The organism is Sphingobium sp. BYY-5 (genome assembly GCF_022758885.1).
GTDB lineage: Bacteria > Pseudomonadota > Alphaproteobacteria > Sphingomonadales > Sphingomonadaceae > Sphingobium.
In genome coordinates this window covers 675,163-697,527 of record NZ_JALEBH010000002.1, presented here as the reverse complement: position 1 = coordinate 697,527, position 22,365 = coordinate 675,163, and the positions used below count along the sequence as shown (strand labels likewise).

Here is a 22,365-nt window from a genome sequence, read left to right as displayed (position 1 = left end):
CTTCGATGATATTCTACGCTACCGTAAGATGAGCGGATATTGCTGCCTTGGCGCAACCTGATGCGTGTCGCGGCAGGAACGGGGCTGTCTGCCCTCTCGATCGGCAAAGCCATATTTCACGGCCATCTCGGCCCCGATCACGGTCTGTCCGCTCATGTCCATCAGACCGGGATCGGAATACAATGCCCAGATCGCATGTCCGGTGAATTCGGGCGTTTCGGTCGCCGCTTCCAGATCCTTATATTTGATCGGGTCGGAGGCGATGACCATGCGCAAGCGATCCGTTAGCAGCGCCCCCATCCATATCGAAAGGGCAGCGACGTTGAATGGCCAGAGATCGACGGCCATGTCGGCCGCGAACTTGTCCAGTCCCGCCTTGTGCGCCCCATAGGCGGGGCCAAAGGAATAATGGGCGGCACCCGATGCGGATGTGAACGTGATGAGGCCGTGCCGTTTGGCCACCATCAGGGGGGCCGCATGGAAACTGGCGACATAGGCGCTCCGCAAGCCCACATTGAGCATCTCGACAATGCCGAGCGGCTTTTCCCAGAAATTGCCGGGGGCGGTCAGATCGTCATGCAAGGCGCACGCATTGTTGACGAGGATATCGAGACGGCCTTCGGTTTCCGAAACCTGGGAGAAAAGCGATTCCACCTGCGAGTCATCGGCATGATCGATGCGCACGGCAATGCCCTTGCCCCCGGCTTGGGTTACCGCATCGGCTGTTTCCCAAATCGTACCCGGTAGCGAATGATCGCCTGCTTTCTCGGACCGACCAGTCACATAGACCGTGCAGCCGTAACTGCCCAAGGCGATCGCAATGCCGCGCCCTGCGCCGCGACTGGCGCCGGTCACTATGGCTACGGGACGGGCTGTCATGACATTTTCCCCGATATCATGTCAGGCGAAGGATTCTTCACCGGCCAGGGTCGTGCGATGCATCATTCGCCCGCTGTCCATGGCGTAAGGCAGCGCGCGGTGCATGGTCCCTGTATTGTCCCAGATCACCAGATCGCCAAGCGTCCATTCATGTCGATAAACGAACTGGGGCTGCGTCGCATAATCGCGTAGGCGGGTCAGCAATGCCCACCCATCGCGAAGGTCCATACCCTCAACATGCGATGCTGTGGAACCGAGTACCAGCGATTTACGACCTGAGCCATGGGTCCAAACCAAAGGCAACACGTTGGGCTGGAATGTCTGCCAAGCTTTCAACAATTCGTGACTTGGTTCAGGCTGCACATAGCGCTGCGCCACTTCGAACATGTGGACGACCTTGAGCTTTTCCAGCGCTACTTTCTCTGCTTCGGGCAAATCGTCATAGGCCGCATAGGTGTTAGAAAACTCGGTCTGGCCGCCCGTATCCGACAATTTGCGGCTGCTCATCAACGATGCGAAGATCGGAACGTCTCCCATCGTCCCATCAATATGCCAGTAGAACGCACCCTTGATATATTCGGCGACCGGATTTTCCGTGGGGTCCATCGTGATCTTGAAGGCCTTTTCCTCAACAATCGTGCCGATCGTTTTGGTGAAGGCTATCTGCTGGTCGTCCGTCAGGTTGAGGCTGCGAATGGCCACCACGCCACGCTCCTCCAGCAATGCGCGGATTTGCGCGGAGCAAGCGCCGCTGAGCAGCGTCTGCACGTCCGTCACGATTTCACTGCCGATACGCGGCGCAAGATTTCTGACCTCAAAGCCGGCTTGTTCCGCAATCGGCATCTTTACTCTCCCGTCTGGGCAGCGGTAACGCCGCCACACGCATGTCGTGCTAAGCACATGCTTAGCTTCGCATGACAGTATCGGTCAAGAAGTGGCCGGTTGCTCCGCGCCGTCGCGCGATTCATCGTCGGGGCGGTGGCTGAGTCTGGTGAGGAGCCAATCCATCAGCTGGCGTGCATCGTCATGGCCCGACAAGATGCCGACCCCTTCCTCCATCACCAGCAAGCGCGCCATCGCGGCCAGCCAGACGGTGGCTGCGGCAGCTGTGCATGGTCCAAGGTTGGTGGGGCTATGCTCCAGATACCGTTCAATCGCCGCAATCTGGACAGCGCGGATATGTTCGGCATAGCGCGCAATTTCTTCGCCTATGACCTTCCGGTGATTTGCCAGCGCCATAAACTCCATGGCGAGGGCCGTGCGGCTGGGGTCGATGCTGAGTGTCCATAAAGCACGCAGTGGATCATCCGACTGTGCCGCCGCCTGATGGCGTTCGAGGCTCTGTTTGGCACCGCGCCTGTAGGCGGCCACCAGCAGATCATCGGACGTAGGGAAATAATAGTGGATGAGCGAGGCATTCAATCCCGCGCGCGCCGCCACCTTTCGACCACTGACGGCGGCATATCCTTCCTCCACCATCAGCGCCAGCGCAGCGTCGAGCAACTGCGAGCGGGTGGCCGATTTATCCGTGCCAAAGCGTCGCTTTTGCGGCGTCGCCTTTATAGTGGTTTCTTCTGAAACGCGCTTGGCCAAAGCAAAATATTCCAATCCCAGATTTAACGTTGCTACAAAGGCCGCACGCGGCTTCACAGCATACGCAAATTATTCGGCGCAAAGGCGGAGCGCAATCACGCACGGCAGCCAATTGAGCGACTCGTCACCGTTTCCGGTGCTGGCTCCCCGCGAATGTGAGGAGCCAGCCGATCTCTGATTTCTGTGCCTTCTGCGAGCGTTAAAGCATCCTCTACATCGACCCCGAGATATCGACTGTGCTTTCAATTTTCGTGTGTCCGAGCAGTATCTGGACGGCACGGAGATTGCCGGTCGCCTTGTAAATGATCGATGCCTTTGACCGCCTCAGCAAATGGGTTCCATAATCCTCGCCAGGCAAACTAATTCCTGTAACCCATTCACCTACCAAACCGACATATTGTCGGGTGCTTATGTGGGCTGTATGGTTGGTGCGGCTTGGAAAGGCGTAATCCTCCAAGGAGCCGCCTCGCAGTTCGAGCCATTTGAGGAGGCTTGTACGAGCATCGTCCATCAACTCAAATTGAACAGGCCTACCCGTCTTTTGCTGGACGACGGTAGCCCTCGTCCGGACTTTTCGATCGCAAACAATGTCGCTGATCCGGATTTTCACTAGATCGCAACCGCGCAATTTGCTGTCGATGGCGAGATCGAAAAACGCCCGATCTCAAAGCCGTCGATGTTGATCAAGAAAGAAACGAATTGCCCAAATTTGACATGGTTTGAGCGCTCTCTTCGCGCCAACTTTACGTCCCGCATTCCACGAAACTCGTTCGCGAGCGGCGGGATCAAACTCAGATAATCCCATGACACTTCTCCTACGGCCATGATGGCCACGAAAAGAACGCGCGAAAGGCAAACCGACGAAGTCGGCCGCTCGGCCTCCGATTTTCGATTCCCAGGAACTGACCGCCCGCTTTCCGACTTGGACGTTCAAGACTGGCCGGCCGCTGACCGTCCGGCTTGAAGCACCCATGACAGAATAGCTGCCACTCACGAATACCTTCTCGATCGAGGGCCTGAGGCAATAGCCCGCTGGCACACCAAGGTAGCTGAGGTGGAAGCTTCGCCGCCAGGAGCCGATCTGACTGGCGACGTGCTTGAGCTTGTCTGTGGAACAGGATGGTGGACTGAGCGGCTAGCCCGGACGGCGCGGAATCTTACATGTATCTCGGTGATCCTGGCTAGTATAGTCTTTTGTATGGCCTGCTCCTCGGGGCCGAAAGTTGGGTAATCATGATGCAGAGCGGCTGTGCGATGCTGCTCCGGAGTCCTTGACCGCTTGACCCCGCCGGTACTCCGCGTCCGCGAAACACGAAGCCCATTGTTCAATCGCCACCAGGACCGGGCGTGCCGCTTCGCCAAGATCGGTCAGCGCATAGACCTGGCAGTTGGCCGGAGGTGGAAGCATCTCCTTGCAGATGATGCCCGCCTCTTCGAGATCGCGCAGGCGCGCTGTCAATATGTTGGCCGAGACCGCCGGAATGGCAGCCCTGCTCCCCGAGAACCGCGCCGGTCCCTGCGTGAGCACGCTCATGATGCGCAGGATCCATTTGGCAGATAGAATACCCACGGCCATCAGCAGCGGATCATCGGTGTGGCCCCAGCGTCTCATGTCTGCGTAGGCCGGTTCGCAAACTGTTCTTGCGCCGACGGCAGCCCTGCCTCGATGCGCTCTTCCAGTCCCGCTATCCAGCGCCGCTGCTCCTCGATCGGATCATAGTCCGCCATCCAGGCGAGCGCTTCGAGATAGCGCTTCGCCTTGATCGATGCTCCGCGCAGCAGTTCACTTATGGCCATGGCCCATCTCCCGACCGATCGGATCTTAACCTTGAGGATTCCGCTGTTCATGCCGGGCGTGCCTACGTCGCTGCAGCGGGTGTAGTGGACGGCGCTGCAGATCGATCATCATGCGATGGTGGCGTGATGCGATACCATAGCGCGTAGAGCGCGGGCAGGAACAGGAGGGTGAGGACCGTACCGCCCAGCGTGCCGCCGATGAGCGTCACTGCCATGGACCCCCAGAACACCGAACTGATAAGCGGCACGAACGCAAGCACAGCGGCGAGCGCCGTAAGGATCACTGGGCGGGATCGCTGGACCGTCGCCTCGACTACCGCATCGAACGGGGTCAAACCGGCATGCTCGTTGTCGTGGATCTGGCCCATTAGGATCAGCGTGTTGCGCATCAGGATGCCCGCGAGTGCGATAAGTCCCAGGATCGCGTTGAACCCGAACGGCTGCCCCGTCACAAGAAGCGTCGGCACGACACCGATCAGGCCGAGCGGCGCAGTGAGCAGCACGATCCACATCGCCGACAGGCTGCGCACCTGGAGGATGATGACGACCATCATCAGCACGATCATGATCGGGAAGATCGGCGCCAGCGCGGCATTGGCCTTGCCCGCTTCCTCGATCGAGCCCGCCATGTCGATGCGATAGCCTGAAGGCAGATCGTCGATGATCGGCTGCAGTTTCTTCATCATTGCCGTCGATACGTCGGGGGGCTGAAGGCCATCGGCGATGTCGCCGCGCACGGTGATTGTCGGCACCCGGTCGCGGCGCTGGAGAATCGGGTCCTCCATGCGGACTTCCATCCGGCCGATCTGGCTGATGGAGATGCGCTGCCCGCCCGCGCCGGTGAGCGTATAATCGCCGATACGCGCCGGATCGAGCCGACCGGCTCCTGCTGAGCGCACGACCACATCGACCGTGCGGATGTCTTCGCGGGCCTGACTTACAGTGACGCCAGTCAAGAAGAACTGAAGCTGCTGCGCTACATCGCTTGACGTGAGGCCGAATGCGCGCAGGCGGTCCTGGTCGAGCACGAAGCGCAGAGCGGGCGCCCGTTCGCCCCAGTCGCTGTTGACTGTGCGCATCATGGGATCGGCTTGCAGGACGTCCTGGACCCTGGCCGCGATGGTGCGAGCCGTCGCGAGATCGGGTCCGTTGACGCGGAACGCGACCGGGAAGGGCGAGGGCGGCCCGAAGACCAACTGCGTCGCTCGCACGCGGGCTGCGGGTGCGAGACCGTCGGCCACGGCCTGACGAAGGCGCCACTTGAGGGCGTCACGATCGTCTTCCTTGTCGGTGCGCACGACGATCTTGGCGAAAGAAGGATCGGGAAGTTCGGGCGACAGGGCCATGAAGAAGCGGGGCGCGCCCTGACCAATATAGGCCGTAACGATTTTCGCCTCGGGTTGCTTGCGGAGCCAGTCTTCTATCTGACGGGCGGACTCGCTCGTATTGGCGATGGCCGTACCCTTGGGCATCTGCACCTCGACCAGCAATTCGGGCCGGTCGGACGCCGGGAAGAACTGTTTCTTGACCAGCGGCATGCCCGCACCAGCCACGAAGAACGCGCCCAGCGTCGCCAGCGCCACCAGCTTCTTGCGCCGCACCGCCCAGCCTATGAGCCTGCGAACCTTCTGATAGCGCGGCGTTTCGTAAATCGCGGCATGGCCGCCCTCGACCGGCTTGATATTGGGCAGCAGCTTGACGCCCATATAGGGTGTGAAGATCACCGCCACGAACCAGGAGGCGATGAGGGCAAAGCCCACCACCCAGAAGATGTTGCCGGCATATTCGCCGGCCGTCGACTGCGCGAAGCCGACTGGCATCAGGCCGATGACCGTCAGCAGCGTACCCGCGAGCATGGGCGCGGCCGTATGGCTCCAAGCATAGGCCGAGGCCTTGATGCGATCGTAGCCTTCCTCCATCTTCACGACCATCATCTCGATGGCGATGATCGCGTCGTCGACCAGAAGGCCAAGCGCGAGGATGAGCGCACCTAGCGTGATGCGGTCGAGGACCCGGCCCGTCGCCCACATGATCACCAGGACGACCGCAAGGGTCAGCGGCACGGCGGCGGCGACGACGATGCCCACCCGCCAGCCGAGGCTGATCAGGCTGACGATCATCACGATCGCAAGCGCCTCCAGGAAGGTATGCATGAACTGGTCGACGGCTTCGCTAATGTTCACGGCCTGATCGGTGACCGGCGTCAGGCTCATGCCCACCGGCAATTCGGCTGAGATTTTCTCGATCTCGGCCTTGAGCGACTTGCCAAGGTCGAGGCCATTCCAGCCTTCGCGCATGACGACGCCAAGCAGAATGGCGGGTTCGCCCTCACTGCGAACCAGAAATGTCGCCGGATCCTCATAGCCGCGTGTCACACTTGCAATGTCGGACAGGCGCAGCGTCCGGCCGTTGGCAACGATCGGGACATCACGGATCTTCGACAGGTCATCGAACGCCCCATCCAAACGCACCACGGTCTGTTGGCCCTTGGTTTCGATCGCGCCGGCAGGGGTGATCAGATTCTGACTGGCGAGCGCCGTGAAGATATCGCGCGGCGACACGCCTAATGTTGCGAGCCGCTCCTGAGCAAACTCAACATAGATGCGCTGGGGGCGTTCGCCGACGATATTGATCTTGTTGACGCCGGGAACATGGAGCAATCGTTGGCGCAGACTCTCCGCTTCGCGTGCAAGCAGCCGCTGAGGCTCGCCCTTTGCCTTCAACGCATAGAGCGCGAAGCTGACGTCCCCATATTCATCATTGATGAAGGGGCCGATCACGCCCTGGGGCAGCCTGGCGGCCTCGTCTCCCAGTTTCTTGCGCGCCTGATAGAATTGCTCGGGCACGTCTTTGGGAGGCGTCTGGTCGCGCAGGGTCAGCGTGGTGAAGGCAAGGCCGGGCCGCGTGAAGGTTTCGCTGCGGTCGTAATAGCGCAGTTCCTGCAACCGTTTTTCCAGTGGTTCAGCGACCTGGTCCTGCATCTCCTGTGCAGTCGCGCCAGGCCACGCGGTGACCACGGTCATGACCTTGATGGTGAAGCTGGGATCTTCCGCCCGGCCAAGGCTGAGGAAGGAGAAGATACCCGCACCGACGATTGCGATCAGGAAGAACAGGGTGACGGATCTCTCGCGCACGGCCAGCGCCGAGAGATTGAAGCCTCGCTTCTCGGATTCGGATTTATCAGGGGCATGCTCGCTCATCGTGCCGCTCCCGGCACATTGGCGGCGATGCGGACGGCTTGGCCCTGGTGCAGCATGTGGGCGCCCATCGCAACGAACTGCTCGCCAGCTTTAAGGCCAGACGTGATCGTCGCGGTCTCCTCACTGACCGATGCGATACGAACAGGCCGCCACGCGATCTTCGCGGGCGAGCCGGAGCGGATCACCCAGACACCGGGACCTTTGCCCTCGTCCCGGATCGCGCCGAGCGGCACCACCGTCGATGCCGCTTCTCCGGGTTGCGCCAGCGAAACAGTGACCGTCGACCCCAGCGGCGCGCGCGCGGGTACGCCTTCGAGCACATAGCGTGCTTCGAACGTGCGCGTCGCCGGATCGGCGGCGTCGGAAAGCTGCCGCAGGCGCGCCGGTCCTGTCTCGCCACCATAGGTGCTGGCGCGGGCGGTTGAGCCGACGGCTGGACGGATCGTCTCGGGCAACTGCACCAGCGCCTCGCGCGGACCAGAGCGCGCCAGCCGGACGACGATCTGGCCGGCTGCCACCACCTGCCCGGGCTCTGCGAGCGTCTCAACGATGGTGCCGTCGGCATCGGCCACAAGAATGCTGTAATTCGCTTCGTTGCGCGAAACCCGAGCCTGCGCTTCCGCCGCCGCAAGCTGGGCACGGGCGGAATCCGCCGCGGCCTTGGCCTGATCATAGGTGGAAGCGGACACTGCCCCTGCGCCGACCAGATCGCGCAGGCGCCTCTCGTCAGCCACCGTCTGCACCGCGCGAGCGCGCGCCGCCTGGACCGTTTCCTGAGACGCCCGGGTCGCAAGCGCAAGATCGGTCTGGTCGATCCGCATGAGCGGTTGGCCACGCCGTACGACCTGCCCGGCATTTACGAGGCGTTCAATCACCTTGCCGCCTACCCGGAAGCCCAGATCGCTCTGCACGCGGGCTGCGACGATACCGGTGAATTCGCGATTGGTCCCGCCCTGCGTCGCGGACGTCATCACCCTTACCAAGGGCGGCTCCGTACGCGGATCACCATCCGCTTTGCTGCATGCTGCGAGGGGAAGGGAGAGAGCAAGGGCACAAAGACCCACTCCAAGAAAACGACTCGACAAGGCTGGATCCTCCGAACTTTGGGAGATTATTGTTTCCTTGTGACTATTATGTCAATAGGTCACTGGTTATTTTATCATGGTGCGAGACTGCGCAAAATGAGGCTCGTGACTTCCTGCGGCGCCTCTGGAAGCAGGTCGAGGTTGCGTTCGAGATGAAGCGGGTCGACAAACGGCATCATGGCGTACAGGATTGCACGACAGGTTTCGTCGAGCGGCGTCTTGCGCTCGAACTCGCCGCTTTCTCGGCCGCCCTTGATGACCTCAGCCAGGATTTCCCTGATGGTCTCCTTGTAGGCCTGCGAGGAGCCCCACCGCTCGGAGGCTGAATGGGCGGTGATGTCATAGATCTTGCGATCATGAAAAAAGAGGTCGACACTCCGGGTCGTCAAGCTCCTGAACATGCGCCGGAGACGATCCGTCGCGGTGTTGCCTTCCTCGATGGCCGCTCGGGTTTCGGTGACGATCTGCTCGAGGTGCGAGCCGCAGATCGCTTCCCCGATCGCCTGTTTCGACTCGAAGAAGCGGTAGATATAGGCTTTCGAGAAGCCGATCTCCTTGGCGAGATCGGCCACGGTCGTCTTGGCATAGCCGTAGCGGGCAAAACATTCGTGCGCGGCCGCGATGATCTGATCGCGGACGGCATGTTCGGCGGGGCCGCGGCTCGGGGCATCTGTGCTGTTGCTCATCGCTCAAGCATAATGACACTGGGCAGGATTGACAACGAGTAACCATGATATATATCGGTCACATCTTACCATTTGCGTCCTGAGGAAGCGATGCGTCCCCTGAATTCGATCCTTTCCGTCATCGGCGGCTCCGTCCTTCTTGCCGGCTGCGCGGTCGGGCCACGCTATGTACCGCCGGTGTCGATCCAGCCGCCCGCCTTTCAGGGTGAACCGGCGGTCGAGACCCGCTTATCCACAACGGAAACCGCGGACCTGGTCTCATGGTGGCGGGCGTTCAATGATCCGCTTCTCACCAGCCTTGTCGAACGGGGACTGGCGCAGAATCTCGATCTCCAGCAAGCGAGTGCGCGTGTCGTCCAGGCGCGCGCGGCACTCAAGGGCTCGAATGCGGCGCTGATGCCCTCGGGTCAGGTCAGCGGACAGGCCGGCGAGGTCTATCAGTCCCGCGAGACGCCCATCGGACGGATCGGCAGGGCTTTTCCACAGTTCGAGCGGTCGACCGAGACCTATGAGTTGAACCTCGGCGCCAGCTGGGAAGTCGACCTGTTCGGCGGGCGAGACGCCGCTCGCGACGCGGCGCGCGCCGACTGGCAGGCGTCGCAAGCCGGCGCGGTTGCCGCGCGCCTTTCCGTCGCGGCGCAAATCGCCGACACCTATGTTGCCATCCGGATGCTGCAGGCACGGTTCGAAGTCGCGCGCTCGCAACTCAACACCCAGCAGCGGCTGGTCGACCTTGTGGCGCTCCAATTTCGCAAGGGTGTGGCTGCCGAATTGCAGTTGAGGCAGGCAGAAGGTGCTCTGGCACAGGTCCGCGCCTCCGTCCCGGCGCTGCAGAATGAACTCGACATGGCGTTGAACGCACTCGACGTGTTGATCGGCGTTCAGCCCGGCACGACGCGCCCCGAACTCGCAGCATTGACGCCTGTCCCAGCACCGCCCGCGATCTCGACCGCCGGAGGGCCGGCCGCCTTGCTGCGCCGCCGTCCCGACATCATCGCGGCGGAGCGCACGCTTGCTGCGTCCAATGAACGCATTGGTGTGGCGGTTTCGGAATATTATCCGAAATTTTCGCTTAGCGGTCTGTTGGGAACGGCGACGACGGCCGCGGGCGGCCTTTTTACGGGCAATGCAACGCAGGCCAATGGCGTGCTTGGCCTGCGCTGGCGCCTGTTCGACTTTGGGCGGGTCGACGCCGAGATCAAGGCCGCCAAGGGCAGAAATGTAGAAGCGCTGGCGGCCTACCGCCTGACGGTTCTGCGTGCCTCCCAGGATGTCGAGGACGCGTTCTCCACGCTGGTACAACAGGAAGCGCGCGCGACGGCTCTCGTCCAGGGCGAGGCTTCGCTGTCGCGTGCGCGAGACGCGTCCATGGCCGCCTACAAGGGCGGTATGGCAAGCCTGATCGAGGTGCTCGATGCCGACCGTCGCCTGCTGGAAACACGCGACGGCGCGATCCAGGCGCGCGCCGCGGCAACCCGAGGCGCCATCGCATCTTTCCGGGCGCTGGGTGGCGGCTGGGAGCCGCAAGTCATCTCCGCAGGCGCGTGACACCCTTTCTTCAGAAGCATGATCATGCCCAGAGATGCTGCACGGGCTGGGGTAGCAAACAGTCTCAAATCGGCAGTGATAGATAGCTACGGGCTAGCTCGGATCACACCGCGAGCTTTCCTATTCCGGTGCCGGCAACAAGGTCGCGTTCCGTCGCTTTCAATTACCCACATCTGGTCGGATGCCAGATTCCGCTGATCGCAGCGGCATTGCGGCAGCGGAATCGGCTGTGATTCATGTTCGCGCACAGGATCGCGTTGGCGAGGTGCACGATGGTAGACGGGAGCACGGAATCTCAGGCTTGGATAGATGATGAACTCGCGGGGTCACGTTTCGGCGATGTGCGGCTTGGTCGCCGTCTGCGACAATTGGTGACACAAATGGCGGGCGCGATAGGTGGTCGAATTCCGTTCGCCTGTCAGGATTGGGCCAACACCAAAGCTGCCTATCGCTTTCTTTCGAATGCCGATGTTAGCGAAGGCAAAATTCTGCATGGCCATTTCCAATCTACAGCATCGCGTGTTGCAGCCGTTGATGGACCCATCCTTGTTCTGCAGGATACCACCGAATTTTCATATGAGCGCAAAAAGCCCGAACAGGTTGGGGCTATCTGCTATGCCCCAAGCAAACGCGAGACGGTTGGGATTGTCAGGCGACATACAATTTGCGGATTGTTGATGCATAGTAGCCTGGCAGTGACGACCGAAGGTTTGCCGCTCGGTCTGGCGGCGATCAAGTTCTGGTCACGTAGCAAATTCAAAGGCACCTCGGCGCTTAAGCGTCATATAAATCCTACGAGGGTACCGATCGAAGCCAAGGAGAGCATCCGCTGGCTGGAGAATATGCGCGCCTCCACCGCCCTGCTGGGCGAAGGCCAGCGCCTGATCCACATCGGAGATCGCGAAAACGACATTTATGAGTTTTTCTGTGCTGCGCGCGAAGCCGGCACCCATTTCTTGGTACGGACATGCGTTGATCGTCTGGCGGGCGATGGCAAGCACACCATCGCTGCTGAAATGGCGGATGCACCCGTGACAGGTCGCCATATGGTTGAAATTGCCGATGGCGTGACCGCCCGTCTGGCGGTGAAATATAAGCGGATCCGGGTTTTGCCGCCAATTGGCAAGCAGAAGCGCTACCCCGCGCTCGATCTTACCATCGTCCACGCTCAGGAACAGGATGCCCCGGAGAACCGCTCTCCTATCGACTGGAAGCTGATCACTGATCTGCCCGTCGTGTCGCTGGAAGAGGCGGTCGAAAAGCTCGAATGGTATGCGCTGCGCTGGAAGATAGAGGTTTTCCACAAGATCCTTAAATCTGGATGTCGCGCAGAAGATGCTAAATTGCGCACCGCTGAGCGGCTTGTGAATCTGCTCGCGATTTACTGCGTTCTGCGCTGGCGGATATTCTGGATGACCATGATCAACCGCACCGCGCCCATGGCATCGCCAACTATCGTGCTGACCCAAGATGAAATCAATCTCATCGACCGCATTTCAATAACCCGGACAGGGCAGCCCCCACCTCAGATGCTATCCTATTATTTGAAACTGATAGCAAAGCTCGGCGGTTACCTTGCTCGCGAGCGTGACCCGCCTCCCGGGAACATCGTCATATGGCGTGGCTGGTCCCGCCTTATGGACATAAAACTCGGGGCAGAACTCGCCGGACGCAATTATGGGTAATTGAAAGCTTCCGTCGGCGCTTACGTTCATTCTTGTGCGCGGAATCATATTGCCGACGTTACCGCCCGGCTGCGCGTCATCCGCAACCCATCGACACCATCGCCTGTCATGTTGGCTTTCGTTGCGTGTCTCGCCTCACTGCCGTGAAACAATCGCACAAGGCGACCGGGATATGACTGTGCCGTTGTACCCGTCAAGCGATCTCGTATGTGTCGTGACGCCTCCTGTTGTACGACAAACAGGCGATTGCCGACAATCGATGCCTTCGGCGCGCATTTCTGGTGCCTATCTATTCCGAACAGCGGGCGGTTTCTTCGGCCGCCATTGCTTTGATCGGCTCAAGGCTCATCGCCGCCTGCCAAACCAAATGAGCATCGACACCGAAATAATCATGGCTCGCAAAGTTGCGGAACGTCGCCATTTCGCGCCATGGCAGATGGGGATGGCGTGCCTTGATTTCGTCAGGCAGCTTCTTGCTGGTTTCGCCAATCATGGCGAGGCGATAGGTCAAAGCGTCATACGCTTCGTCGTTGGCCACCAACTCATCAAATGTCCGTCCTTTCACCGATTTCTCGGCCCGTGCGATCAGCAATGCGAGATCGTCCAACGTGTCCAACAACCCAGCCATTAAAAAACCCGGACCATCTCGCCCTCAACACGCGCTCGCAAGCGAGGACGCAGACCGATGCGGGACACCAGATCAACCCTGGTTTCAAGTTCATCGGACAATTCCAGCATCACTCCAGCCTGATCAAACAGGCTGAATTGCCGCGTCGGGTCATACTCGTAGAGCAAATCAAGGTCAGAAGCCGCGCTGGCTTCATCCCTGGCCGTCGATCCGAACAGATAAAGCGCGTTGATGCCGCGCTCGCGCAAGCGGCGCTCAAAGGGCTTCAACCGGGTGATCGCTTCTGCCTTTTTCATGGCGCCATTATGCACCAGCCTTCTTCAACACGCAATTTGCTAACCGCCTGACGGTCCTGCGCCTGCTCGGAAAAATGGACGGGTCGGGTCGAGGAGGCAGCTTCTGGGTACGATTTATGGTAAGCGCCGACGGAAGCTTTCAATTACCCACATCTGGTCGGATGCCAGATTCCGCTGATCGCAGCGGCATTGCGGCAGCGGAATCGGCTGTGATTCATGTTCGCGCACAGGATCGCGTTGGCGAGGTGCACGATGGTAGACGGGAGCACGGAATCTCAGGCTTGGATAGATGATGAACTCGCGGGGTCACGTTTCGGCGATGTGCGGCTTGGTCGCCGTCTGCGACAATTGGTGACACAAATGGCGGGCGCGATAGGTGGTCGAATTCCGTTCGCCTGTCAGGATTGGGCCAACACCAAAGCTGCCTATCGCTTTCTTTCGAATGCCGATGTTAGCGAAGGCAAAATTCTGCATGGCCATTTCCAATCTACAGCATCGCGTGTTGCAGCCGTTGATGGACCCATCCTTGTTCTGCAGGATACCACCGAATTTTCATATGAGCGCAAAAAGCCCGAACAGGTTGGGGCTATCTGCTATGCCCCAAGCAAACGCGAGACGGTTGGGATTGTCAGGCGACATACAATTTGCGGATTGTTGATGCATAGTAGTGAAGCGTCCTGGGTTTTTCGGAGGCTCCTATCTGTGAGCAGGAGCTGTGATGAGCGCAGCAAGGAACAAGTTTTCGCCTGAGTTTCGCGACCGTGCCGTGCGGATGGTGGATGAGCATCGAGGGGATTACCGGTCGGAGTGGGCAGCGATGACCTTGATCGCCGGGAAGGTTGTCTGCACGACCGAGACGCTGCGCCGCTGGTGCCGCGAAGAGGCGAGCCGACGAGCGGGACCAGCGGCGCAGGCCGCCAGTGACGGGGAACGCCTCAAGCTGCTGGAACGCGAGGTCAAGGAACTGCGACGGGCCAACGAGATCCTGCGCAAGGCGTCTGCGTATTTTGCGATGGCGGAGCTCGACCGCCACGGCAGATGATGATGGCGTTCATCGACGCCCATGGCGAGGACCTGGGTATCGAGCCGATCTGCCGTGAACTGGCGATCGCCCCGTCCTCCTATCATGAACACACCAGGCGGCTTGCTGATCCTGGCAGACGTCCTGTCCGTGCTCGGCGCGATGATGAATGCGGGCACAGATCAAGCGTGTCCATGAAGCCAGCTTTGGTCTCTACGGCACGCGCAAGGTCTGGCACCCACTGCGGCGTGAAGGTGTAGTGATCGCCAAGTGCACGGTGGCGGCTGATGCGCGCCATGGGGCTGGCAGGTGTCCGGCGGGGCAAGACGACGGTCACGACCATCAGCCACCCGAAGGCGCCGTGCCCGCTGGACAAGGTCAACCGCCAGTTCCGCGTCAGCCGGCCCAATGCCCTGTGGGTGGTCGACTTCACCTACGTCCACACCTGGGCAGGGTTCCTCTACGTGGCCTTCGTGATCGATGCCTATGCCCGGCGCATCGTGGGCTGGAAGGTCAGCACGTCGGCTACCGCCGGCTCTTCGTGCTGGATGCTCTGGAACAGGCGATCCATGCCCGCAGACCTGGCCCTGATGACGGGTTGATCCACCATAGCGACGACCAATTGAATCCGCCCAATACCTTGCCATGAACTACACCCAGCGCCTCGCCGAGGCCAACCTCGTGCCGTCGGTGGGCAGCCTCGGCGACAGCTACAACTGTGCCTTGGCCGAGACGATCAACGGCCTCTACAAGGCCGAAGTCATCTGGCGGCAGCGGTCATGGCCAAGCGCGTCGGCAGTGGAAATGGCAACCCTGCGCTGGGTCGACTGGTTCAACCACCATCGCCTCTTCGGCCCCATCGGGCATATCTCGCCCGCGGAAGCCGAGGCCAACTACTATGCAGCCAACAAGGCCCTCGATATGGTTGCATGACTCAAATGAAACCGCCTCCGAAAACCCGGGACGCTTCAAATTATGCCGGAAGCCATCATAGAAGCGCTGGAATGCCGCTACGATGATCGACCCGGCTGATAATCCATTCGCTCCAGATCATCGATCAATCCCGGCCCGGTCGGCGCCCAGCCAAGGCGCGCGCGGGTCCAGTCGCTGGAAGCGCTCATGTCGAGTTCCGCGAACATCGCGAACCAGCCGAAAAAATCCTGCGCCTGCTCGGGGATAATCCTTTGGACCGGCCTGTCGAGACCTTGGCCCACGGCTTCTGCGATATGACGAAACGGCACGCCTTCCTCCGCCACGGCGTTGTAGCGCTCTCCGGCCTGTCCCGTTTCGAGCGCCAAGCGAAACAGCCGGGCCACGTCGGCGACCGGTGCGGCCGACCAGCGGTTTAGCCCTTCGTCGACATAGGCGACTGACCCTTTGCTGCGACACAACTCAACATAGGGCGCGATCAGTCCCTGCTTCATGGTGTCGTGAACCTGGGGGAGGCGAACGACGCGAACATCGACGCCGGCGTCCAGCATGTCGTTGCCGGCGAGTTCGGAGGCGATCCGCGGCACGGGATGATCCCGGTTGAGGACAGCCTCGATTGCGGGCTCGCCCTTTCCGCGTTCGCCCATTCCAACCGCCGAGGTAATGATGAGCGGCCGGTTCGAGTCCTTGAGCTCGGCGCCCAGCGCCTCGATCACGCGCCGGTCCTGCTCGCAGCTGGCGACATATTTGCTGAAGTCGTGGTCGAACGCTGTGTGGATGACGCCATCCGCCTGGGCGGCGCCAGCCCTCATCGCCTCAAGATCTCCAAGATCCGCGTGATGGACGTCGGCTCCGATCGCCACGAGCGCCGCAGCGCCCGCATCCGATCGTGTCATGCCCAAAACTGCATGTCCTGCGCCAACAAGTTCTCGCGCTACTTGCGAGCCGATGAAGCCGGTAGCGCCCGTCAGAAAGACTCGCATATCAATATCTCCGTCATTGCTGTCCGAGCTATTTCGGCGCTTTCATTATCCTGTTAAATTAGTGATATTATCATGGTATAATTTCCAACAGGACGAGCATGGCGGACGATACGAACAGCTTGGGCGCCTTCCTGCGCGATCGACGCGCGCGCATCGACCCGGCGAGCTTCGGCCTGCCTGGGGGCCGTCGGCGCACCCCCGGCCTGCGGCGCGAGGAAGTCGCCCAGCGCGCGAACATCAGCCCGACCTGGTATACCTGGCTGGAGCAGGGACGCGGCGGTGCGCCCTCAGCCGATGCGCTCAACCGTATCGCCACCGGGCTCATGCTGACACAGGCCGAGCGCGAGCATCTCTTCATGCTGGGGCTGGGCCGCCCGCCGGAAGTACGCTATCGGCAGGCGGACGGCGTTTCGCCGCGGCTACAACGCGTTCTCGATGCGCTTTCCACAAGCCCCGCGATCGTCAAGACACCCACATGGGACGTTCTGGCGTGGAACAGGGCAGCGGCGCTGCTCTTGACTGACTATGCGAAAATTCCGGTCGGGGAACGGAACGTCCTTCGCCTGATGTTCAATAATGCGAGCGTTCGCGCAGCTCAGGACGACTGGCAGAGCGTCGCGCGGTTCGTCGTCGGGGGGCTGAGGGCCGACGCGGTCCGGGCTGGTGCCAGTGCCGAGGTCGCACAGCTCGCAGAGGAACTCTCGCGCACGAGTCCCGAGTTCGCTGCGCTGTGGAATGACAATGATATCGCCGGTCAGGACGATGGCCTCAAAAAGCTCAACCATGGGGAGATCGGACCGATCGAACTCGAATTCTCCACCTTCGCGGTTGATGGGCGCACGGACCTCGCGATGGTCGTCTATAATCCGGTAACGTCCGAAACTGCCCGGCGCATCGCCGCTTATCTGGCCGGGTGATGGCCCGCACCGGATGCTGCAAAATGAGGCTGATGTTCAGCTATTTTCTGGCTGGCAGGATCAATTGGTACAGAAAGCCATGCAATCTCCTTGACTCTTTGTATGGAACCTAACAATATTGTCAGGTGGCTAACAAACTTGACAATTCGAAACATGGCGCCGTCGCAGCATGGGCCAAGCGCAGCTATTTCGCCGGCCGCGCGGTGCTGGAGACGCTGCTGCGTCCTTACGGCATCGGCTCCACCCAGTGGTATGTGCTCTACCAGTTGGCGCATGACGGTCCGACGATGCAGCGCGACCTGTTGCGCTTGCTGCAGGTCGAGCGCGCGACGCTCAGCGGCGTCGTGGGAGCCTTGGTCCGGAACGGACTGATCGAGCAGATCGCGGACCGGGTCGACCAGCGTCAGAAACGGCTGCAACTGACTACGGCAGGGACAGCACTTTGGGCCATGCTTCCCGATCCCATCTCCCTCATCCATCACGCCGCGTTCGACGGCATCGACGATGCTGACCTAGAAACCGCGGCGCGTGTCCTGCGGACCGCAACCGAGCGGCTCGACGCGCTGTCCCGGAAAGGAAACAACGAATGACCGTCCTCATCACCGGCGCGACTGGCCTGGTTGGCGCGCGCCTTCTTCCCCGCCTCGTCGCGAAAGGGGTCGATTGCCGGGCGCTGCTGCGCGCGGGCAAAGCGCCTCCCATCGAGGTTTCCGTGGTTGAGGGCGATCTGCTCGATCCCACGACATTGCACGACGCGTTGGCAGGCGTCAGCGCGATCATCCACCTCGCGGCGGTGTTCCGTACGCCCGACACCGACCTGATCTGGAAGAGCAATCTCGACGGCACGCGCAACCTGATCGCGGCGGCAAAGGCCCATGCCCCGGATGCGCGCTTCATCATGGCGAGCACCAGCCTCGTCTACGACATGCACGCCTCGCGCCCCGGACGCGAAGACGATCTACCCGAACCCAAGCAAGCCTATCCGGCGAGCAAGCTCGCCGCCGAAGCCGCCCTGCGGCAAAGCGGCCTCACCTGGTCGATCCTGCGCTTTTCCTTCGTCTATGGCGATGGCGACGGGCATCTCGAAACCTTGCCGAAATTGGCGGCGAACGCGGGCTTTCACCCCGCACAGCGGATGAGCATGATCCATCATCGCGACATCGCCGTCGCCGTGACGCTGGCGATGGACGGGGTGATGGACGGTCATGTCGTCAATCTGGTCGACGAGGCACCGACGTCGCTCCACGAGCTTTGCGATCTGCTCGGCGAGGCGATGCCGCCTTCGTCGGAGTCCCTCGCAAACCCCTGGTACATGCAGGCGGACGGCGCGCGCGCACGAAGCCTCGGCTTCCGGCCGACCATCCGGACGGTTCACCAATCCATGCAAGAGGGCCTGATGTAACGGGGAGCGGCCGCCGATGTGCGCGACGGCTTTGCCCGCGTCGTGGACACTGCCGGCTATGTCGAGGGAGCCGTGGTGTTCGCAAAGGGGTTGCCTGTCAGCTCCTCCGAAATCTCCCACAGCCGCGTAGCTACCGTCTGGTCCAGGGCCTGCGCCGGGATCTTCGAAGGGGCCGGATAGCCGCGTATCTCGGCCAGTCCGTCGGGGCCGTAAGAGCCACCGCCCTTTGCTTGGGGTGCGGTCGCCGCGAACAATGTCGGCAGGGCTCCCTGCGCCGCGGGCTGGAAGAGGAACCAGAGCAGCGAGCGGGTGATGCCGATCGCGCTGCGCCGCCCCGGCGCATTGTGGAGCAGGTCGGTGCGCGAGACGCCGGGATGCGCCGCCATGCTCGCGACGCCCCAGCCACTTGCCACGCTCCGTCGCTCTAGCTCGAACGCGAACATCAGGCAAGCGAGCTTGGACTGGCAGTAGACCGGCATCGGGTCGTATCGGCTCTCCGCATTGATATCGTCGAGGTTGATCTGGCCTTGCCGCGCGGCAACGCTCGACAGTGTGACGACCCGCGCCTTCCGGCCTTTCATGAGCAAAGGCATCAGAAGCCCGGTGAGCGCGTAATGGCCAAGATAGTTGGTGCCCAGTTGCAGTTCGAACCCGTCGGTGGTCGGTTGCCATGTCGGCGGGCGCATGATTCCGGCATTGTTGACGAGGATATCAAGGCTGACCCGCTGGTCCCAAAGCCTCGCCGCGAAATCGGCGACGGACGCAAGGCTCGCGAGATCGAGCAGTTCGAACCGGATGTTCGCCGCAGACGCCGCAGCGCGGATTTTGTCGACCGCTTCGGCGCCCTTGGCAGGATTGCGGCCGGCGACGATCACCTCCGCGCCGGCGCTTGCGAGCGCCAGCGCCGTCTCGAAGCCAAGCCCGCCCGTGCCGGTAACGACGGCGCAGCGGCCATGCTGCGGGGGGATATCAGCGGAAGTCCAGGGGGTCATGCGACGTACCTCTTCATCAGTGCGGTTGTCTGATCGAAGAGGTAGGTCGCATAGCGCACCACCGCATGCCCGAACCCGGGAAAAACCTGCCTGATTCTACGAATTTGGTCACGACAGCGAACACCGGCGACTGGCATCGTCAAATGGCGCACAGTCAAACCGGTGGCCGCTGGCCGGCCGCCCCTGGAAAAGCTCGCTACGCGGCGCCGACTTCGACCAGCAGCGCCTTGCGTTCCATCACGTCGCGCTTGGGCGCCATGCCGAAGGCGCGGCTATATTCGCGGCTGAACTGCGAGGCGCTTTCATAGCCGACCTGATAGGCGGCCTCGGTCACGTTGGCAGCGTCGGCGATCATCAGCCGCCGCGCCTCGAGCAGGCGCAACTGCTTCTGGAACTGAACCGGCGTCATCAGGGTGAGCGCCTTGAAATGCTGGTGGAACGAGGAGGGACTCATCCTCGCGACGTCTGCCAACTGCTCGATCCGCAACGTCTGCGCGAAATTCTCCCGCATGAGCCGGATGGCTCTCGTGATGCGCTCGAGATGGGTTTCGGGCATGACCAGCTTGCAGATCTCGCCGCCATGCGGGCCGGTGAGCAGCCAGTAGCTGATCTCGCGCATCACCGACGGAAAGAGGATGGGAATGGCTTGCGGCGTCTGCGCCATGCGCACCAGGCGCACGAGGCAGTCGGCGAGATGATCGCCAACCCTGGTGACGAACAGGCTCGGGCCTTCATGGCCCTTTGGCGCTGGCGTGTTCGGCAGTTGTTCGAGGACACTGCGCAGCAGATCGATGTCCAGTTCGACGATCATGCCGAGAAAGGGCTCTTGCGGGCTCGCTCCGACGATACTCCCTGTCGCCGCTATCTCCATGTTGACGATCAGGCATTCCATCACGCCATATTCAAGCGACTGGCCGCCGAACTCGATCTGCTTGAGGCCTTCGAGCACAATGCACAAGGATGGCTTGTACAACTGCGGATTGGCCGGAACGTGGCGCATCGCGCGGATCACGTTGACGCCGTTCATGGGCAAGGGGAACAGGCCTTCGCCGCCGCCAAGCGCATCGACATGCGCGCGCACGCTGTCGAGCAGCGCGGCCGGCACACAGGTTTCCGGCGGGGAAGGAGGCAATGGCTGAGCGCGCATCGGTACGACAGGCCTATCGTCATTTGTAGGAAAAGGCAAAATTCTTGCGGTTTCCGGCATTCTGCTCATCGGACACTCCTTCTAGCGTGATGGTGCCAATCAGCTCAGGAGCGCGCTTATCATGCCAGTCTCCACTACGGATGCAATAGACAAATTCACGAGGAGGCAGGGTCATATCGCGCCGTACAGCACTCTACTCCCAATGAAACTGCGCGCTGCGGCCTTTATTGCTATATTATTTCTGTTCAGCGTCCTTTGCCAGGTCGACCGGATTCTTCCATTCATCCTGGCAGAGGCAATCAAGAAAGATCTGGCACTCAGCGATACACAAATCGGCCTGATGACAGGCATCGCTTTCGCGGTCTGCTACACGCTGCTGTCGTTACCGCTCGCCCGTGCCGCAGACCGGGGCTCGCCACGCCTCGTACTCGTATCGTGCATATTGGTCTGGAGCATGATGACCGCGATGGGCGGCCTTGCCGGCAGCTTCGGCCTTCTCGCCGCGACCCGGTTCGGCGTCGCGCTGGGCGAAGCCGGCGCCATTCCGTCGGCGCACGCGCTCATTGCCCGCCGGATCGGCCCGAGGAGGCGTGGCATGGCCATCGCTATTTTTTCGATGGGTATTCCGGTCGGAACGATGGTTGGGTTCGCGGCGGGTGGCGCAATGGCCGATAGCGTGGGTTGGCGCGTTGCCCTTCTCGGCGCCGGCGCGACCGGTGGGTTGCTCGCATGCTTCGCCTGGCCCATCATCGGCCCGACGCCGCCGCTTGCTCCCGCTGCCGCCAGCACCGAGCCGGCGCTTCAGACCAGTCGCAGGCTACTTGCCATACCGGCCTTTCGCTGGCTGATGCTGGGGGGTGTGGCGCTCGGCTTCGCCTCGGCGTCCTTCTACGCCTTCACGGCGCCGTTCCTCATGCGCACCCATGGCTACAGCGCCAGCGAGGTGGGCCTTTCCTTTGGGTTGCTGCAGGGTGCGATGGGGATTGTCGGCACCCTCGCCGGCGGGCGCTTGTTCGACCGCGCGGTGCAGGCCGGCAGTAACCGCCTGCTGGGACCGCCATCCGTCATCCTCATCGTTGCCGGCGCCACGACCACCGCCGCGCTCTTCGCGTCCACCGGTCTCCTGTCGGTCGCTCTATTCGTGCCCGGCATGCTGTCCTTCGCCTTCCTGTTGCCCGGCGCGTTCGGGGCGGCGCATCTTGTCGCCGGGGCCGGCCACCAGGCGACGGCATCGAGTATGCTCCTGATCGCCTCCGGCCTGTTTGGTCCTGCCCTTGCGCCGCTGTTCGTCGGCATGATGAGCGACTGGGCGTATGCCAACGACATACCGAACGGTCTTGGACTTGGCCTGCTGATCGCGCCCGTCGCGAGCGTCCTGGCGGGATTGGCGATGCGCGTCGCCGATCAGCGGATCGGACAAGACATCGCAACCAGTTTGCCGAGATCGGACCAGGGCCGCCCCCGCCCATCGGTCTGACCAGAGGCCGCCGTCATACCCCAGCCCGGACGGCCTCGACCAGGCCGCCGAGGAGTAGCCCGGTCAACGGGCACCTTCGGTGGCCGCCTTATCCACGTC

At 61.6% G+C, this 22,365-nt stretch carries 21 protein-coding genes, 2 pseudogenes and 1 other annotated feature; of the genes and pseudogenes, 7 read left to right on the top strand and 16 right to left on the bottom strand.

The window, feature by feature from the left end:
- Positions 1-18 precede the first annotated feature (18 nt).
- The 9 genes and pseudogenes from MOK15_RS19135 to MOK15_RS19095 form a co-directional block, all read right to left on the bottom strand.
- The gene (locus MOK15_RS19135) at positions 19-879 is read right to left on the bottom strand and encodes an SDR family NAD(P)-dependent oxidoreductase (protein WP_242933300.1); all 861 of its coding nucleotides are present in this window, start codon (positions 877-879) and stop codon (positions 19-21) included.
- A 21-nt stretch (positions 880-900) separates the two neighbouring features.
- On the bottom strand, positions 901-1,722 hold the full coding sequence (locus MOK15_RS19130; protein WP_242933299.1) for a TauD/TfdA family dioxygenase: 822 nt from the start codon (positions 1,720-1,722) through the stop codon (positions 901-903).
- Positions 1,723-1,806: 84 nt separating this feature from the next.
- Positions 1,807-2,529 carry a TetR/AcrR family transcriptional regulator gene (locus MOK15_RS19125; protein ID WP_242933298.1) on the bottom strand — a complete coding sequence of 241 codons (723 nt, stop codon included), beginning with the start codon at positions 2,527-2,529 and terminating at the stop codon, positions 1,807-1,809.
- A 119-nt stretch (positions 2,530-2,648) separates the two neighbouring features.
- Positions 2,649-3,277, bottom strand: a pseudogene (locus tag MOK15_RS19120) (tyrosine-type recombinase/integrase); the annotation flags it as partial.
- Between the two features lie 426 nt (positions 3,278-3,703).
- Positions 3,704-4,084 (bottom strand): helix-turn-helix domain-containing protein, encoded by a 381-nt coding sequence (locus tag MOK15_RS19115; RefSeq protein WP_242933297.1) that lies wholly within the window; start codon positions 4,082-4,084, stop codon positions 3,704-3,706.
- Positions 4,081-4,269: a hypothetical protein gene (locus MOK15_RS19110; protein WP_242933296.1), complete on the bottom strand. Its 189-nt coding sequence runs from the start codon at positions 4,267-4,269 to the stop codon at positions 4,081-4,083. Before MOK15_RS19110 ends, MOK15_RS19115 begins: the two co-directional genes overlap by 4 nt.
- Positions 4,270-4,331: 62 nt before the next feature.
- Positions 4,332-7,469, bottom strand: coding sequence for an efflux RND transporter permease subunit (locus MOK15_RS19105; RefSeq protein ID WP_242933295.1), 3,138 nt, complete (start codon positions 7,467-7,469; stop codon positions 4,332-4,334).
- Positions 7,466-8,443, bottom strand: a complete 978-nt coding sequence (locus MOK15_RS19100) for an efflux RND transporter periplasmic adaptor subunit (RefSeq protein WP_242933790.1) — start codon at positions 8,441-8,443, stop codon at positions 7,466-7,468. The genes MOK15_RS19105 and MOK15_RS19100 overlap by 4 nt, the downstream gene beginning before the upstream one ends.
- Positions 8,444-8,628: 185 nt before the next feature.
- A complete protein-coding gene (locus MOK15_RS19095; protein ID WP_242933294.1) occupies positions 8,629-9,240 on the bottom strand; it encodes a TetR/AcrR family transcriptional regulator in 612 nt (203 codons plus the stop codon).
- A gap of 90 nt (positions 9,241-9,330) precedes the next feature.
- Here MOK15_RS19095 and MOK15_RS19090 point away from each other — a divergent pair, with 90 nt between their 5' ends.
- Together MOK15_RS19090 and MOK15_RS19085 are read left to right on the top strand one after the other, a co-directional pair.
- Positions 9,331-10,788 (top strand): efflux transporter outer membrane subunit, encoded by a 1,458-nt coding sequence (locus tag MOK15_RS19090; protein WP_242933293.1) that lies wholly within the window; start codon positions 9,331-9,333, stop codon positions 10,786-10,788.
- A gap of 236 nt (positions 10,789-11,024) precedes the next feature.
- Entirely contained in the window at positions 11,025-12,473 is a 1,449-nt protein-coding gene (locus MOK15_RS19085; RefSeq protein ID WP_242933292.1) for an IS4 family transposase, read from the top strand.
- A gap of 289 nt (positions 12,474-12,762) precedes the next feature.
- On the opposite strand, the gene MOK15_RS19075 is transcribed toward MOK15_RS19085, so the two are convergent.
- The 3 genes from MOK15_RS19075 to MOK15_RS19065 all read right to left on the bottom strand — a co-directional run bounded on the left by MOK15_RS19075 (position 12,763) and on the right by MOK15_RS19065 (position 13,871).
- Positions 12,763-13,080 carry a HepT-like ribonuclease domain-containing protein gene (locus MOK15_RS19075; protein ID WP_242933291.1) on the bottom strand — a complete coding sequence of 106 codons (318 nt, stop codon included), beginning with the start codon at positions 13,078-13,080 and terminating at the stop codon, positions 12,763-12,765.
- 20 nt (positions 13,081-13,100) lie between these two features.
- The gene (locus tag MOK15_RS19070) at positions 13,101-13,397 is read right to left on the bottom strand and encodes a nucleotidyltransferase domain-containing protein (protein WP_242933290.1); all 297 of its coding nucleotides are present in this window, start codon (positions 13,395-13,397) and stop codon (positions 13,101-13,103) included.
- Between the two features lie 306 nt (positions 13,398-13,703).
- Positions 13,704-13,871, bottom strand: coding sequence for a hypothetical protein (locus tag MOK15_RS19065; RefSeq protein ID WP_242933289.1), 168 nt, complete (start codon positions 13,869-13,871; stop codon positions 13,704-13,706).
- Between the two features lie 244 nt (positions 13,872-14,115).
- On the opposite strand from MOK15_RS19065, the pseudogene MOK15_RS19060 reads away from it, so the two are divergent.
- A pseudogene (locus MOK15_RS19060) lies at positions 14,116-15,351 on the top strand (IS3 family transposase).
- Positions 14,397-14,511 (top strand) — a sequence feature (AL1L pseudoknot). It overlaps the preceding pseudogene by 115 nt.
- A gap of 77 nt (positions 15,352-15,428) precedes the next feature.
- On the opposite strand, the gene MOK15_RS19055 reads toward MOK15_RS19060, so the two are convergent.
- Positions 15,429-16,331, bottom strand: a complete 903-nt coding sequence (locus tag MOK15_RS19055; RefSeq protein ID WP_242933288.1) for an SDR family oxidoreductase — start codon at positions 16,329-16,331, stop codon at positions 15,429-15,431.
- A gap of 98 nt (positions 16,332-16,429) precedes the next feature.
- On the opposite strand from MOK15_RS19055, the gene MOK15_RS19050 reads away from it, so the two are divergent.
- The 3 genes from MOK15_RS19050 to MOK15_RS19040 all read left to right on the top strand — a co-directional run bounded on the left by MOK15_RS19050 (position 16,430) and on the right by MOK15_RS19040 (position 18,650).
- The gene (locus tag MOK15_RS19050; protein ID WP_242933287.1) at positions 16,430-17,248 is read left to right on the top strand and encodes a helix-turn-helix transcriptional regulator; all 819 of its coding nucleotides are present in this window, start codon (positions 16,430-16,432) and stop codon (positions 17,246-17,248) included.
- A gap of 125 nt (positions 17,249-17,373) precedes the next feature.
- A complete protein-coding gene (locus tag MOK15_RS19045) occupies positions 17,374-17,838 on the top strand; it encodes a MarR family transcriptional regulator (RefSeq protein WP_242933286.1) in 465 nt (154 codons plus the stop codon).
- Entirely contained in the window at positions 17,835-18,650 is an 816-nt protein-coding gene (locus MOK15_RS19040; protein ID WP_242933285.1) for an NAD(P)-dependent oxidoreductase, read from the top strand. Before MOK15_RS19045 ends, MOK15_RS19040 begins: the two co-directional genes overlap by 4 nt.
- A 56-nt stretch (positions 18,651-18,706) precedes the next feature.
- Here MOK15_RS19040 and MOK15_RS19035 read toward each other — a convergent pair whose 3' ends face one another.
- The 3 genes from MOK15_RS19035 to MOK15_RS19025 form a co-directional block, all read right to left on the bottom strand.
- Positions 18,707-19,642, bottom strand: coding sequence for an SDR family oxidoreductase (locus MOK15_RS19035; RefSeq protein WP_242933284.1), 936 nt, complete (start codon positions 19,640-19,642; stop codon positions 18,707-18,709).
- Positions 19,643-19,838: 196 nt separating this feature from the next.
- On the bottom strand, positions 19,839-20,774 hold the full coding sequence (locus MOK15_RS19030; RefSeq protein WP_242933283.1) for an AraC family transcriptional regulator: 936 nt from the start codon (positions 20,772-20,774) through the stop codon (positions 19,839-19,841).
- Between the two features lie 34 nt (positions 20,775-20,808).
- Positions 20,809-20,964: a hypothetical protein gene (locus tag MOK15_RS19025; RefSeq protein ID WP_242933282.1), complete on the bottom strand. Its 156-nt coding sequence runs from the start codon at positions 20,962-20,964 to the stop codon at positions 20,809-20,811.
- A 27-nt stretch (positions 20,965-20,991) separates the two neighbouring features.
- Here MOK15_RS19025 and MOK15_RS19020 point away from each other — a divergent pair, with 27 nt between their 5' ends.
- Positions 20,992-22,266 carry an MFS transporter gene (locus MOK15_RS19020; protein ID WP_242933281.1) on the top strand — a complete coding sequence of 425 codons (1,275 nt, stop codon included), beginning with the start codon at positions 20,992-20,994 and terminating at the stop codon, positions 22,264-22,266.
- Positions 22,267-22,365: the final 99 nt, after the last annotated feature.